This window comes from Pseudarthrobacter sp. PH31-O2 (assembly GCF_030063265.1).
In the GTDB taxonomy this organism is placed as follows: domain Bacteria; phylum Actinomycetota; class Actinomycetes; order Actinomycetales; family Micrococcaceae; genus Arthrobacter.
Genome location: NZ_JASIST010000016.1, coordinates 1 through 13,964 on the forward strand (window position 1 = coordinate 1; position 13,964 = coordinate 13,964).

The following is a 13,964-nucleotide window of genomic DNA, read 5'->3' on the forward strand; positions in this document are numbered from 1 at the left end:
AACCACGGCATCGGTGATGAAATCACCCGCCTGCATCCCGGCCCAAAAAACCTGCAAGAGATCAGGCCTCAAATGAATTGAATACCCCGCCATAACAACACCCATCCGCTAAGTGTTGCAATCACCGAAAGAACCCAAGGATCCTTGACAGGGCGCGCGTCTTCATGACGTCCGTGCGAGGCTATCCGCCTAGCGTCACTCTCGGGGTAAATCCAACTACTTGCCGACAACGGCGTATTCACCGTTCAATTTCTCGGCCAATCGTTCGATGTTGGAGCTTGCCGGCTGGCCACTCGCGATTTGGCTGAGGTCAACAACCATCCAATTATTTCCTCGAACGAGAGGGATTTTGCCCTGGCTTGAGTCAGCCCACGTTTGATAGCTCTTCCTAAGAGCGTCCTGATTCGGGTAGAGGTCTATCTGAACATTCTGCGAGCAGAGTCTCTGCAACGAAGTGAGACGAACGCCATCGCCTATAGGCACAACCGGATCGCCAACGGGTGTTGAATCGCAGCCCAAGACGTCATCGACGGCAGCGTAGGCCTCATCAATAGAGCCAAAAGATTTCAGGTCCTCGCGTCTTGGCTGCTGCCCCGCGCATCCCGTGAGCGGAACCGCCACAAGGGAAATTGCGACAACGATTTCCAGCAAACGACTGCACTTCATCACATATACCCCCCAATGATATTGACCGCACTATTCCACACTGAGCGCCCCTCGGGAAGCCCAATCGTTGCTATAGACAGCGGCCATCTCAGCTTTCCAGTATCGGGCGGCAACTCTTGCCAAGCTGCTCAGTTGATATTTCATGTGAGCACTTTCCCAGATGGGCCCATACGCGCCAACGATCTCTTTGCACCTGCCGTCCCGTTCCCGTAAGCCGGTGGTTCTGCAGACGCCCCGGCGCCCGATAGGGAACCCTCACCGGACAGGTGAAACCATGTCGGGACGGATGACTTTCGGTGAAGTGAAATCAGAGTTGTCCACGACGAACGTGGCACGTTCCCAGGGTCGTGCAGAGTCGAAGTAGAGGCGCTGTCCGCCGACGTAGCGGCGCATCGTTGGGTGCTCCGGGTCGGGGTTGCTCCCATTCCGAACTGCCATTCGTGCCGCGGTTTGGGTGAATGGAACGTCCAGGAACACCGAAGCATCCCAGTAGGGGGCGAGTTCATCGCGGTGCAGGAACATTCCTTCGACTACGACCAGTGCATCTGATGGAGCGCGAACGGCCGCCACATGAGCCATTCGGTCGGTCGCTGAGTTATAGGAGGCCGGCGAGTACCAGCCGTCCCCCTCTGGGCCCAGTCGCGTAAGCAACTGATCCTGCAGTGCCGCGTAGTTGTAGGTATCCTGCCAGAACCCTTCGGGTGAGGCACGTCCCTTGGCATGCCTGACAGGCGAGGGGTTCAGAAAGTCATCGGCATGGATGACGATCACGGGTCGATTCTGGATCTCGAAGGCCAGGTTTGCGGCGAACGATGTCTTGCCACTGCCATCCACGCCGTCGATTGCCACGAACCGGCGCCCGGAACCGATGGCGCTGAGAATGTCGGTTGCCAGTGATCGCATGAACTTCTTCATATCGCCATGCTCCCAGAAGCGGCCCCTAACCAGCGTCCGCAAGTGGATCCCTGAACGGGCACGCATCTCTTAGCCACCCCAATGGCTAAGCTGCGTGACTGCCCTTGGCGTTGTTGACTCCTCGAACTAGCGAGTGCTCGTGGAAGGACGCCGACCATGCCGACGGCTTATGGGGCGGAGTTCCGCAATGTGAGTTAGGGTCGCTGGGCGCGGCGGCGGGCTCCACTGCGCCGTTGGTGGTGCGTGCTCGCTTCGTGGAAGGCCGGACTTTCAGTTGGTCATGCAGCGTTGCTGTTCTCTCCTGCATGAGATGTTCGAAAGGAGGAACCCGCCGCCATGATGGTCGTCGATTTCGAGCATGAGAGCCGCCTCCTAGTGCGGTGCTTGTTCGGGGCTGGTCCGGTTCCGGAGACCCACTCTTCATGTCGGAGCGAAATCGCGCCCAAGACACAACTGCTCCGCCCGGACGGCCGTTTAGGCAGCCTGGTTGGGGGTGCCGAAGTGGGCAAGAAAGAGGGTGTGCACAATGTGCACACCTTGGGCTTCGGATCGGGTCGTATATCGGCCGGACTGGGCCGGATTGCGGAGGTTTTCGGGAGAGTGGCGGAAAATCAAGGGCTGGAGCCCGGTTCGAGTCCCACCTCGGGCACAGTGTTTCCGCAGGTCAGCGGCTTTTGGTGTTTCTTCGTGTGGACAGTGTGCACACTATCGCCTTTGATCTGATGTTCCGGTGTGTGGGTCCCGGATAGACCTAATCGGTTGTGTAGGGGAGCGGCTGCCTACGGCGGACCGGGTACCGCCCTGTGGGGTCTCTTCTGGGTGTTCGTCCTCGTTCGTCCTTCCTTCGGGTTTTCGCGTTCACCCCTTCATGGTGACTAGAACCGCGCACAACCTGACTTGCTGAATATTCTTTACATCGACCTTGGGTTGCGGCCGGTCCGGATTCTCCGCTCTGATACCTGTTCATGCAGGAATGCGGGGAGAACGGCATGACATGGCCACTGATCCGGAACTGATCATGAGGACGCTGAGCTGAGGTGTCTCGCATCAGTAGTACTTCTCAACCATTCTGACGACTACGGCGAATGATTCTCTCGGCCACGTCCATCACCTACAGCGGTGGATATTGCCATGAGCAATCGTCCCGTGGTGGTACTGCGGGCTTTCCGCTGCCAGGGGGCCGCCTAGACGGCCTTCAACACATGGGGTTCCATCGAAACCGCACCATCGCTGGACTTTACCGCGATCGACTTAGAAGGCGCCATCCTCGAATCCATCGGCCGACTTCTGAACCGGACTTTAGGCGCAGGACACTAGTGTTCCTGAATGATGCAGCAACCTCGCGAGATGACATGAACGTCCTCCGGGGTCAGAGACACGCTCGGAATGACACCGGCGATTGAGTTAGTGCTCAGGCGTATCCGAATCCGCCTGAAGTTCCGGCCGCAGGCAGGCCCGGGCCGAACCCGCTCCCGCTGCCCTTGCCCTTGCTCCCGGGCAGACCAGCGCGCACGATGACAGATAACAACCAGGACCGCTCCGCACGGACCGGCCTGACAACTATAAACGGAGGATCCATGACCAGGAACGCCAACATCCACGCCCAGGAGCGCTTCGGCGCCGCCGTAAACAACGGCAACCTCGATCAATTCGACGACGTCGTCGCGGCCGACTGCGTCGACCACGACCCGGCACCCGGACAAGGACCGGGACCGCAGGGATTCAAAGACCTGTTCGCAGGGTTGCGCTCTCATTTTCCCGATCTGCACCTCGACGTCGAACACCTCACAGCCACCGACGACGACGTCGCGTTCGCCTACACGATCACCGGGACACATCAGGGGCCGCTGATGGGCCACCCGCCCACCGGCAAGAGCTTCAAAATCCGGGGCATGCAGATCGGACGCTTCGAAGACGGCAAACTCATCGAACGCTGGGGAAGCAGCGACCAACTCGGCATGCTCACCCAACTCGGACTGGCGCGGCAGCCATGGGATGACAAGCAGAAGGTGGGCAACATGGTCTGGGACGCGGACGAGAGCGTTCAGGAGGACGAATCTGGTCCAGTTGTCGCGGTTCCTATGGACCGCTGGCGAGCCTTGCCGACGCGGGTGCAAGTGGAGGACCAGAGCACGTCCGTGCCGGTTTCGGATGCACCGGATCCTGAGGGCGGCAGAAACCCTGACAATGACTGGCTGCTCCGTGGCGTGTGAACCGGCGTGTAGAGCCAATCAGTAAGACGGTCGGTCGTGGCAGTTGGCTTTGTGGTCCGGGACCGTCGTTGTGCTCGAGACCGCAGCCTTCGTGCAACCTAGGCCAGATCCGTCGGGTGATCGCTTGGACTCGCTGGCTAGTGCCTTACCGCGGGGACTGCCCCCGGTTTTGTTGACTCCTTGACTTAGCGAGCAAGGGCTCGTGGAAGGACGTTGACCCTGTCGGCAGCTTCCGGACCGCCGGCCACCTCGCTGCCTACGCCGGCATCCCCCCGGTCACGCAGCGTTCCGGGACCTCCATCCGCGGCGAATTACCTGCACGCTCCGGGAAAAAACAACTCAAGAACGCACTTTTCAGATCCGCGTGGATCGCCTCGTGCCACGCCCCCCGGGTCCAGGGCGTACTACGTCCGCAAACGCGCCGAAGGCAAGAAGCACAGTGCCGCCTTCATCTGTCTGGCACGGCGCCGCTGCGACGTCATCCACGCCATGCTCCGAGTCGGGACACTCTACGACGTAATTGGGCTATCAGAATTGAGAGTGCAGTTTCGGTCTGAATCCGCCGGATTCCAGCAGTGATCTGGCGACATAGTTGGTGAGATTCGGGAAGCCGAGTGCGGAGCCACGAAGGTGTTCAAGCCGGCCGTTAATCGCCCGGTAGTTCCGAACGGAACGAGTTTCATCGGGGACCAGAATGCCGCCGTCACCCGCCTGCAGGGCGGCTCGCTGGATGCCCTCATCCTCGCGAGGTCCGTCTACGCCGCGGCGGTGCCGGAAATGAACGGCATCAGCATCCCCTACCTCTTCAAGGACACAACGGAGGAAGCGGCGTTCCTGGCCGGGAAGCCGGGCCAGGCACTGAAGGATAAGCTCGCGACCAATGACACCGTCGCGCTATCGTTCCTCACCCGGACCGGCCGCGAGATCACCAATTCCGTGCGCCCCATCCAACAGCCCTCGGACCTCAAAGGCCTGAAAATCCGTGTCCCCCGGCAACCCGCTCTGGATCGACTTTTTCGGGAAGCTGGGTGCGAGCCCGACCACCATGGCCTTCCCCGAGGTCTTCACGGGCCTCCAGACCGGAACGATCAAGGGACAGGAAAATCCGATTGAAGTGCCGTGGACCAATAAGTTCTCCGAGGTTCAGAAACTTGAAGAATTCAAGGCCACGTCCAAGAGCCTTTACCCGCAGTTCTCCCAGCTGATCGGCAAGGAATTCTTCGACGAGGCCATCGCTTTCACCAACTCCAACTAACTAAACCCCGCACGGCGCCCCGGCCCTCCCACCAACATCCCGCTATCAACGTCGACAGTCTGTCAGAATATGAAACGCACCCTCGCTCCCGAGGAACTCGAGGAAGTCATTCCGTCTGACGCGGAAGAGATCCTGCATCACGGTCACGTTCCCCCTGGCAGGAGCGGCGCCGTCTGGCTCGACAAGACCTTTGAATGGGCCGTGGGCGCGGCGATCCTCGCCGAGCTCGTCGTCATCCTGCTGAACATAATGGTCCGGGTCGTCACCGGAGATTCTGTGCTCTGGACTCAGGAGGTGTCAGAAATTGCGCTCCTGACCATTGCCTTCATTGGTGGAGCCGTCGCGTATCCGAAGGGAGCGAACATGTCGGTGCAGGCACTGATCATTCGCCTGCCCGCAACGTGGAAGCCCTATCTGGCCGCCCTAGTCGACTGGCTCGTCTTTATCATGAGCGCGGGGGCCTTCGCGCTCTTCGTGCCGACGCTTGCCCAGCAGATCGAGGAAAAGACGCCCATCCTGCAGCTGCCGGTGTTCTGGGTTTCCCTGGCGTTCTCTTGCGGCATGGTGCTCATCACGTGGTTCGCCGTCGTCAAGCTTTGGCGGCAGGAACGCCGGCCGGTCGTGGCCGCCGCAGGGATCGCCGCGGCGATGGTCGCCGTCGTCCTATTGGCCCCGCCGCTGTTCTACTACGCTTCGCCGAACGTCCTCCTGGCCCTGGTGCTCGCGGTCCTGTTCCTGTTGCTCTTCCTTGGCCTCCCCATCGCCTTCGTCCTGGCCCTCGCGTCGGGAATCGACCTCTACCTCGGCGGCATTTCCAATGTCAGCGCCATGGTGCTCATCATCTCCATGGGCAACGGCTAGTTCGCGCCCCCGGCCGGCGTCGTCTTCTACCTCGTCTGTGCCACCGCCCGCGAAACCGTGGAAAACAGCCTGAAGCACTTCTGGCCGTACCTCATTGCCCTGTTCATCGGGCTCCTCGTACTTGCTGCCCTCGCATCGTCCAGCACGCCGTAGTCATCACCCTCAAAGGCTCCAGCTACCGACTCAAACATGCACAGACAGACTCACTGCCCTCGACAAGACCGGAAAATCAGGCAGAACAACCAACATCAACGTGGCTCACTTTTGCACCCGCGAAGTGGCTCAGTTTTCGACCATCGCTGACAAGAAAGCACCGGGCTGATCAGCGCTATCGGCCAGGAGATCCTGACCCAGACCTGCGTCCAGCTCAAATCCTGGCGGGGACAGGACCGGGAACACTCCGTGGCCGTGAACGTCTCAGCCGAGCAACTGCGGGCGCCAGGATACGCGCGGACCGTTATGGACACCCTGGCCGTCGCCGGGATCCGCTGCGACCAATTGATCCTGGAAGTCACCGAAAGCGTCTTCATGGACCCCGCTCCGCATATCACCACCCAGCTGGGGCTGCTGCGCCGCCAAGTCATCAAGGTCGCCCTGGATGACTTCGGCACCGGGTATTCATCCCTCGGCCGGCTCCAGGATCTTCCCGTGGACATCCTCAAGATCGACCAGTCCTTCGTCTCCGTGATCATCATCGGGGACGAGGGGCTCCCGATCCTCGATTCCATGACCGCGATGGCCCACAACCTCGGACTCAAAATCACCGCCGAGGGAGTCGAAACCCCCGAACAGGCCCGATACTTGCTCGGCCTAGGATGTGACTCCCTCCAGGGCTACCTCTTCTCCCGCCCCGTCCCGCCCCGGGAAGTCCCGGAAGCTGAACATCACGCCAGAAGAGCCATCACAGAATTCCATTCCGGCCACATACAGGTGGAGTTCCGGCCTTGTTAGGGGCAGGTTGGCTTATTCACGTGCTGGAAGCGTCGGCACCTTTTTGACTGTTGCGAGGAGGAGGACTCCGGTGACCGCTACGGCGCCTGCAAGGAAGTAGGCGATGAACGCTTGGGGCGGGGCGGTGTCGGCTTCGCCGAGGATGGTGATGCCGATGGTGACGGCAACGAGGGGGTCGATGACTGTCAGCCCGGCCACGACGAGTTCGGGAGTGCCCCGGGTGTGTGCGTTCTGGACTAGGAACGTCCCGGACACGGCGGCAATCACCAGCCCGGCCAGGCAGCTAAGGGACAGCCATTCGAAATCGCCCTGGAAGAGCCGGGCGATGACGGTCTTTGCCAAGGCCGCGACGAATCCGAACAGGACACCGGCACCACCGGTAAAGATGATGGCCCCCCATCGCCGCCGCCAGAGACCGTAACCCGTTCCAAATGCGGCGAGGACGATACCGAGAATAACCAAGATAGTGATGAGGTGCCCGTCGCTGATTAGAACGTCCTGGGCGGACACGGCAGCGACAGCAACGAACGCGCCCACCCCACCGACACACAAAGCCACGGATGTGAGGGCCCGGCGCCCCGGGGACCGGCGGGTCATCCGTGCCGTGGCCAACGTGGTCACAACCAGGGCGACCGCGCCGATGGGCTGCACCACGATCAGGGGTGAAAATCTCAGGCTCGTAAGCTGCAGGAGTATTGCAGCGGCGAGCATCGCTGTCCCGCCCAGCCAGACCGGTTTGCGCATTAGGGCCTGGAGGCGTCCCCCGCCCATGCTCCCGGCGGTCCGCCCCGGGGCGGCCCCCTGGTCTTCCACGGCTTTGTGTTGAAACAGCGTGCCGAGGGCCAGCAGTACAGCCCCGGCGACGGCGATCGGGATACCGAGCCAGTGATAGGACGAAATCGCTGACACGGCGGAAGCATGGGTCATGATCCGACCCTACCGATTCGTTGGCTGCGCCGCTGCTCTGGCTGGCCGACGGGTGCTAGATGGATCTGCGCCGATGCCTGCTTCATGTTTTGTTGGCGAGGTAATCGATAATTAACCAGGCACCAGGCACCAGGCAGGATTTGGACGAGCTGGCCGGCCCCGTTGGTGGCGACGCTGGTGACGGCTGCTCGGATGACTGCCAGGGCGTGCCGGGGAGTGGGCGTGCTTCGATTCCGCCGGGCGTCCCGCGATCGGGGCAGCTCAGGGCTCGTAACTTCCGGGGGGCGAGACCGGTCCGTGTGACCTTCAGAGGTCTGCTCATTGGGTCAGGCGCGGGCGTGGCGGATATTGCACAGTCACTTGCGCGTCTGTGGCCGTGATCGACCGCGGGCACCGGGCCAGGGGGAGTTCCGGCTAGTTGGTGGTTGCGGCGTAGAGGTTCAGGCTGGCTGAGAAGATGATCCAGGAAATGTAGGGGAGCATCAGGGCCCCGGCGGTCCGGCTGAGGGGGCCGAACCGGAGAACCGTCACGCTTACTCCCACGAACAGTGCGGTGATGATGAGGAGCGCGAGCCACAGGGCGGCGGTTCCGATCATGGGGTACATGCCGAAAAACGTGGGGGCCCAGGCAAGGTTCAGGGCCAACTGGGCGCCGTAGGCGACCATGGCGCCGCGGCGGGCCGCCTGTTGGCGCCAGATGAGCCAGGCGGCTACGGCCATGGTCGTATACAGCACCGTCCAGACGGTCCCGAAGACCCAGTCCGGGGGTGTCCAGGGTGCCTTGTTCGCGGCGGCGTACCAGCCGTGGGCGTTGGCGATGATGGCTAGCGAACCCAGGAATGACACCGCGTGGGCCAGGGCCATGAAGCCCAGCAGCGCTGCGATCTGAAGGCCGGTGCCGGCCCTGGCCGGCGTCGGCTGGGCGGGGACGGGTTCTTCAAATTTCGGGGGCACTGGTACACCTTGGCCAATCCCGGGGTGCCCGTCAAACCGGAGACTGCCCAGGAAGGTATTCTCCAGCCTTTCCGATGTGCCCTGGTTGCGGTTGTCCGGGTGTGGTCTCCGTACCGAATACCGGTACAGGGATGGAGACCCGGGCTGGCCGGGGCTGCGGGGAAACCCCGCCGGGTGAGGGTTAGCTGATGGGGAGAGTGTCGTTGGCTGGCTTGTTTCCCGTGTCGGGCCCGGGGCGTGGTGAGGTGAGGGTTTGGCGCAGTTCGGTCCAGAACTGGGTTGCCGTCTGGGGCCTGTGATGGGTGGGGACGGACCCTCATACCGCCCTGATGGCCGGGCCTCATTGCGGCTCCGTAGATTACGTACCGTTCGCGGCCGGCGTGTTTGGTCGAGTACATTGCCTTGTCGGCCCGCTCGAGCAGCTCTTCGCGGTCTTCCAGTCCGGTACCGATGGCTATCCCTATGCTGGCGGGGACCTGCAGTGCGGCCCCGGCGACATGGACCGGCGCGGCGATGGCGTCCATGACGCGCCGGGCAATGGGCGCTGCGATATCGGTTCCGGAGCCGGGGAGCACGACGGGTCACGTAGGCCTGGTTGGCCAGCGGGACTATCTCATAAACGGTGTATCCGGCAGTTTTCTTTTGTGGTTTTCAGCTGCCGGGATTCGGTCGCTGAAGGTGATGGCGAAGGCGTTCAAAGCGGGCTTCCAGCGCACGGCTCAACGCATCCCCGGCACTGCAGCGCCTGATCGAATCAACGCCGCAGGATCAGCTCGGTGACCGTTTCGGGACGTTTGCCGGCACGATTGACGATGCTGCCTTACCCGGGCCGGACTCCCTGATCGTCGTCACGGGAGCAACGGAAGCCGAACTCCGCCAGAACGGCAAGGCCGTCCTGGTGTCAGACTTCACCACCGACCCCTACGGTGGCAGCGCGGCCGCCTACAACACGGTGCTGTCCATCGGGGCCATCGCCGTGTTCTTCCCCGTTCTGCTGCTGATCAGCATTGTCACCGGCCTGGGCGCCGCCCAGCGCCGCGAACGCTTCGCGACCCTGCGCCTCATCGGCGCATCCCCACAGCTCATCTCCCGGATCGCCGCCGTCGAAACCGCCGTCCCCAGCCTTGTCGGGGCGTTGCTGGGCGTCGTGCTGGCAATCGTGCTGAGGCCGGCTGCCGCGCAAATACCCGTCAACGGCACCAGGATGTTCGCCGCAGATCTGACCACCGGCCCGGCGGCGGCCGCCGCCGTCGTCGCCCTGGTGGTCGCGGCCTCGACACTTGTGGCCGCGCACCGCACGGCCCGTGCCGGCATTGGCCCCTTGGGCGTGACGAGAGCCGTGCACGAAAAAACACCCACCATGTGGCGGACCGCGCCCGTGCTGGCCGGACTCGCCGCCATGATCACCGCTGTCCTCGCGATCCGGACCGGCGACGCGGGGCTACTGTGGCTGGCATCTCCGCTCCTTATCCTCGGCTTTCTGCTCATCCTCGTCGGCATCGTGGTCATCGGCCCCTGGCTGACGCGCCTGGTGAGCCGGATCGGACTGCGCCAGGCGCGAAGCGCGGCAGGAGTCATTGCCGCCAGCCGGATCCAAAAGACACCGGTCGCGACCTTCCGGTCCGTATCAGGGCTGGTCATCGCCGTGTTCGTGGTCTCCGTCTTCGCCGGAGGATCCAGCATCGTCGAATCCACGGAGGTGCGCCCGGCCCGGCCCGGCCTGCTTCAGCCCACCAGCCTCCACGCCACCATAAGCAGCGGACACACCCCGGCCCAGGTAGCGGAGGCCGCCCGCCAGGCCAGGGACCTGGCCGGAATCCGCAGCGCCACCGTCGGCTACGGCCCGGCAGCTCTCTCCGAAAGGGGTGCCGGTTCTGAAATCTACTTTCGCGCCGCGGACGCCCCCGACCTCGGATTCCAGGACATCCCAGCCGCAGAGACCGTCGCCGTCGATACAACGTTCCTCCACTACTGGACCACGCAACCACTGGCACTGACCCCGGCGCCCGCCACCAACCTGGACGGACTGGTTCCTGTCGTGATGGTGCTCGGCACCGACGGGACCCCGGAAGCTATGGACCGTGCCCGGACAGCATTAAACAGTTCAGGCATCACGGCCATCCCTGCCACCTCCCCGCTGGACCTCAAACTGCAGTCCACCGGCCGCCTGATTCAGGGCCTGGCCGTCCTTGCCTACCTCGGCATGTTCGTCGCGATCGCCATCGCCGGCCTCTCGCTGGCCGTCGCCACCGCCTCCGCCGTTCTGGACCGGAAGAGAGTTCTCGGCCTGATGCGGCTGGTGGGAATGCCGGTGTCCGTCCTGCGCCGCATCATCACCCGTGAAGCAGCAGTCCCGCTCCTGGCCGTGCTGCTACTCTCGGTCGGCCTCGGATTCCTTGTCGCCTGGCTGATGGTGACCTTCATCGACGACACCTACCGAGTGACCTGGCCGGCACCCGACTACTTCATGGCCCTGGGTCTCAGCTTGCTCCTGGCCCTCGGAGCAGTCACCGCGACCTTCGGCCTCATTCGGAGCAATACGGCAATGACGGCTACCCGCTTCGAGTGACATGCACTTGAGACGATCCGGTGAAACGTCCGGTAAAGGATCCGCTTGCGGTCGGGGCGACTCTGCCGATGTTGCCCCGGAATCCTCGTAGGTGATGCCACCTATATCCTCACTGGCTTACGGGCGGCGGGTCCAGGGTCCGTCGCTGTGCGTGAGGGCTTGGCAACTACATAGGATTTGTGAATGAGCCGCAATCAGCACAACGTGGAAGTTTTCCGAGACGAGATAATCGCCGCAGCCGCAGAGCTACGTGCTGTGACCCGCGCAGAACAGGACAAGCAGCGAATAGGAGTTGCAGACTGGCTCGACGAACAGTTCATCGGTATCTCAGACCCGCGCGTTCTGCTTGAAGCAACGCGGAATGCCCTTACCTTGTACCAAGGCGGCATGGGGTCGTTCCAGGATGTCGGTAACGGGGCCTCGTCGCACGCGGTCAGTCGGCTGCGTAGTGCGCTGGTGCGTGGGCTCGATGCTGGCGTTCGCGACTCGTGAACGTGCTCGTGGCGGCTCAGTGGCGTCCTCGAGGTGTCACGGGCTTATCTCTTGTCTGTGACTTCCGTGGTAGTCCGCCGGGACCTGATGGTGGCCAGTCCGAATACGCTGCCTGCTGCGGTCAGGAAGAAGAACAGGACCAGCAGCGGGCCCGATAACCCTGGAAAGAGCGGGTTGCTGCCGGACAGAACGATCGAAGCCAATAGCCCCATCATCGACATGCAGAAAAGCGACCCTAGTGCTCTCTGCATGCGGCTCTGCCGAAACAATAGTGACTTGCTTGGAGTGGCCATGGATATCTACTCTCTGGAAAAAATGGCAGCAGCATGTAGGTTCCATCTGCCGTGGCGGCCTTCCGCGGCCCACGCCGGAACAGTGGGTGGAACTGGTCGGTCATACCGGCCGCTGAGGACGACCACGGAGAAGGACCAAGAGAATTGCAGTAACGACAGCTGCGGCGATTCCGCCCAGAAGATCTGACCAAAAGATGACAGGCAGCTTGGTAATAACGAACAGCAGTTGTACCAGTGCGCTCAAGCCGGCAATCCCGACGCCGGCGATCAATAGTCTCGTTCTATGGTCCATGCCGTCCCCCAATGCGGTGGGCTGTTCCGCAGCCCGTTCGCAGCCAGCCTATATGACGGCTTATTCTCGCTCCGGGCTGAGAATGTCGTGCAGACGAGTGTGGAAATTCCGTGCAGACGACTTTGGAGACTGACAGAAAGTTGCTCAATTCCTTTCTTAGGGTTGGTCAGAACTGGTTTTCGAAATGAACGGTGGTCGAAACCGCTTGAGAAGGGTTTTTGACGCGTCCGGCGATGTGATTGGGTACGCGAGGGGCAGCACCCGTGGGCTGTCCCTGGATTCCCAGGTTGATGCTCTCGTTGGCGCCGGGCTGTGCGAGTATTCCAGGAGTACGCCTCCGGCGCGACCCAGGCGCGGGCGCGCTGGAAGGAGTCTGCAGCCTGGCAATGACGCGCGTCGCCCCGGACGCGGGTGAGGCGGAGTCATGCATCCGTGTCGTCGCCGGCACCGAGCGGTCGGTGACTGGACCCCACCTCTAAGCCCGCCGACGCCGTACCAACTCCCGCGGCACCACTCACACAGAGAAGAGCACCTCATCATGACCACCGTCCTCGTCGCCGGAGCCACCGGTGACCTCGGCCACCGGATCGTCCGCGAGCTGCTCGCCGCCGACCCCGCCGCCTTCGTTCGCGTTCTGACCCGCCCCGGCGGCGGACACGCCCAGGCCATGTTCGGGGAGCGGGACCGCGTTGAGATTCGCGAGGCCGCATATACGGACCACGTCGGCCTCGTCGACGCCCTCTTCGGAGCCGACATCGTCGTGTCCGCAGTCAGCGGCGCGCGCTCCGTCATCCTCGACGCCCAGCAGGCGTTGCTAGCTGCAGCCGTTGAGGCCGGTGTGACACGCTTCATCCCGTCCGACTACTCGGCTGATTATCGGCGTGTCACCCCGGGCAGCAACCGCAACTTCGAGCTGCGCAGGGAGTTCGCCGCCGACGTCGATGCCACTCCGCTCCACACGACGTCCGTGCTCAACGGCGCCTTTGCGGACATGCTGACCGGACAGGCTCCGATGGTCCTGTTCAGGCGGCACAAGATCCTCTACTGGTCCTCGCCGGACCAGGTTCTGGACTTCACTACCAAGGACGACGTCGCCCGCACCGTCGCTTATGTGGCACTGGACGACGCCGCGCCACGCGTCGTCGAGGTGGCCGGGGACCGGGTAACAGCCCGAGGTATCGCGCGGATCATGACCGAGCTCACTGGCGCTGCCTTCACCACCCAATGGGCAGGTACCACGGGAATGCTGTCCGGCATGGCCCGGATCGGGCGTCGCGTATCAAATGGCGAGGAGGCGACCTTCCCTGCCTGGCAGGGTATGCAGTACTTCGTCAGTATGTTCAGTGGCGAGGCTCAACTGCATCATGTGAACAACGACCGCTACGGGCCGCAGGCTTGGACGAGCGTCCGTGACGTCCTTGAGGCGCACGTGAAGTACGGTGCGACCAAGGGCTGATGACGGCGACAGCTACTCAGATCGGCCCGCGGCTGTGACTTTTAGTCGGACTTGGCGGATAAATCGCTGTTTGGATTGGCGGTTTGTCGTTCCGCGTGGGTTGCCATTAACGGGTGAGTG

The 13,964-nt window shown here is 62.6% G+C and carries 12 protein-coding genes and 3 pseudogenes; 10 read left to right on the top strand and 5 right to left on the bottom strand.

Annotated features, from left to right (window positions below):
- Nucleotides 1-216: 216 nt before the first annotated feature.
- Together QMG72_RS17205 and QMG72_RS17210 are read right to left on the bottom strand one after the other, a co-directional pair.
- Nucleotides 217-651 (bottom strand): hypothetical protein, encoded by a 435-nt coding sequence (locus tag QMG72_RS17205; protein WP_283481280.1) that lies wholly within the window; start codon nucleotides 649-651, stop codon nucleotides 217-219.
- 270 nt (nucleotides 652-921) lie between these two features.
- The gene (locus tag QMG72_RS17210) at nucleotides 922-1,581 is read right to left on the bottom strand and encodes a nucleoside/nucleotide kinase family protein (protein ID WP_283481281.1); all 660 of its coding nucleotides are present in this window, start codon (nucleotides 1,579-1,581) and stop codon (nucleotides 922-924) included.
- A 1,577-nt stretch (nucleotides 1,582-3,158) separates the two neighbouring features.
- Here QMG72_RS17210 and QMG72_RS17215 point away from each other — a divergent pair.
- The 7 genes and pseudogenes from QMG72_RS17215 (at nucleotide 3,159) to QMG72_RS17240 (ending at nucleotide 6,861) form a co-directional block, all read left to right on the top strand.
- Nucleotides 3,159-3,794, top strand: coding sequence for an ester cyclase (locus tag QMG72_RS17215; RefSeq protein ID WP_282360999.1), 636 nt, complete (start codon nucleotides 3,159-3,161; stop codon nucleotides 3,792-3,794).
- 236 nt (nucleotides 3,795-4,030) lie between these two features.
- A pseudogene (locus QMG72_RS17220) lies at nucleotides 4,031-4,373 on the top strand (transposase); the annotation flags it as partial.
- Between the two features lie 51 nt (nucleotides 4,374-4,424).
- Nucleotides 4,425-4,772: pseudogene (locus QMG72_RS17225) on the top strand (type 2 periplasmic-binding domain-containing protein); the annotation flags it as partial.
- A gap of 4 nt (nucleotides 4,773-4,776) precedes the next feature.
- Nucleotides 4,777-5,049, top strand: coding sequence for a type 2 periplasmic-binding domain-containing protein (locus QMG72_RS17230; RefSeq protein ID WP_282360998.1), 273 nt, complete (start codon nucleotides 4,777-4,779; stop codon nucleotides 5,047-5,049).
- A 69-nt stretch (nucleotides 5,050-5,118) separates the two neighbouring features.
- A complete protein-coding gene (locus QMG72_RS17235; protein WP_283481284.1) occupies nucleotides 5,119-5,910 on the top strand; it encodes a TRAP transporter small permease in 792 nt (263 codons plus the stop codon).
- 57 nt (nucleotides 5,911-5,967) lie between these two features.
- On the top strand, nucleotides 5,968-6,063 hold the full coding sequence (locus QMG72_RS17885; protein WP_354157622.1) for a hypothetical protein: 96 nt from the start codon (nucleotides 5,968-5,970) through the stop codon (nucleotides 6,061-6,063).
- A gap of 165 nt (nucleotides 6,064-6,228) precedes the next feature.
- Nucleotides 6,229-6,861, top strand: a complete 633-nt coding sequence (locus QMG72_RS17240; RefSeq protein WP_282361002.1) for an EAL domain-containing protein — start codon at nucleotides 6,229-6,231, stop codon at nucleotides 6,859-6,861.
- A gap of 12 nt (nucleotides 6,862-6,873) precedes the next feature.
- Here the strand turns inward: QMG72_RS17240 and QMG72_RS17245 are convergent, their stop codons facing one another.
- The 3 genes and pseudogenes from QMG72_RS17245 to QMG72_RS17890 all read right to left on the bottom strand — a co-directional run.
- Nucleotides 6,874-7,788, bottom strand: a complete 915-nt coding sequence (locus QMG72_RS17245) for a DMT family protein (protein ID WP_282360996.1) — start codon at nucleotides 7,786-7,788, stop codon at nucleotides 6,874-6,876.
- A gap of 414 nt (nucleotides 7,789-8,202) precedes the next feature.
- Nucleotides 8,203-8,742: a TspO/MBR family protein gene (locus tag QMG72_RS17250; RefSeq protein WP_226776146.1), complete on the bottom strand. Its 540-nt coding sequence runs from the start codon at nucleotides 8,740-8,742 to the stop codon at nucleotides 8,203-8,205.
- A gap of 377 nt (nucleotides 8,743-9,119) precedes the next feature.
- Nucleotides 9,120-9,317 (bottom strand): annotated as a pseudogene (locus tag QMG72_RS17890) (diguanylate cyclase domain-containing protein); the annotation flags it as partial.
- Between the two features lie 323 nt (nucleotides 9,318-9,640).
- Between QMG72_RS17890 and QMG72_RS17255 the strand changes: the two are divergent.
- The 3 genes from QMG72_RS17255 (at nucleotide 9,641) to QMG72_RS17265 (ending at nucleotide 13,844) form a co-directional block, all read left to right on the top strand.
- Nucleotides 9,641-11,311 (top strand): FtsX-like permease family protein, encoded by a 1,671-nt coding sequence (locus QMG72_RS17255; RefSeq protein WP_282360994.1) that lies wholly within the window; start codon nucleotides 9,641-9,643, stop codon nucleotides 11,309-11,311.
- Nucleotides 11,312-11,494: 183 nt separating this feature from the next.
- Nucleotides 11,495-11,803, top strand: coding sequence for a hypothetical protein (locus tag QMG72_RS17260; RefSeq protein ID WP_282361023.1), 309 nt, complete (start codon nucleotides 11,495-11,497; stop codon nucleotides 11,801-11,803).
- Nucleotides 11,804-12,926: 1,123 nt separating this feature from the next.
- Nucleotides 12,927-13,844, top strand: a complete 918-nt coding sequence (locus QMG72_RS17265) for an NmrA family NAD(P)-binding protein (protein WP_282361021.1) — start codon at nucleotides 12,927-12,929, stop codon at nucleotides 13,842-13,844.
- The last annotated feature ends 120 nt before the right edge of the window (nucleotides 13,845-13,964 follow it).

What these genes read in the sequence shown, in the direction of transcription:
- QMG72_RS17210 (WP_283481281.1), bottom strand. Translation starts at nt 1,581, where the DNA reads ATGAAGAAGTTCATGCGATCACTGGCAACCGACATTCTCAGCGCCATC.
- QMG72_RS17215 (WP_282360999.1), top strand. Translation starts at nt 3,159, where the DNA reads ATGACCAGGAACGCCAACATCCACGCCCAGGAGCGCTTCGGCGCCGCC.
- QMG72_RS17235 (WP_283481284.1), top strand. Translation starts at nt 5,119, where the DNA reads ATGAAACGCACCCTCGCTCCCGAGGAACTCGAGGAAGTCATTCCGTCT.
- QMG72_RS17245 (WP_282360996.1), bottom strand. Translation starts at nt 7,788, where the DNA reads ATGACCCATGCTTCCGCCGTGTCAGCGATTTCGTCCTATCACTGGCTC.
- QMG72_RS17260 (WP_282361023.1), top strand. Translation starts at nt 11,495, where the DNA reads ATGAGCCGCAATCAGCACAACGTGGAAGTTTTCCGAGACGAGATAATC.
- QMG72_RS17265 (WP_282361021.1), top strand. Translation starts at nt 12,927, where the DNA reads ATGACCACCGTCCTCGTCGCCGGAGCCACCGGTGACCTCGGCCACCGG.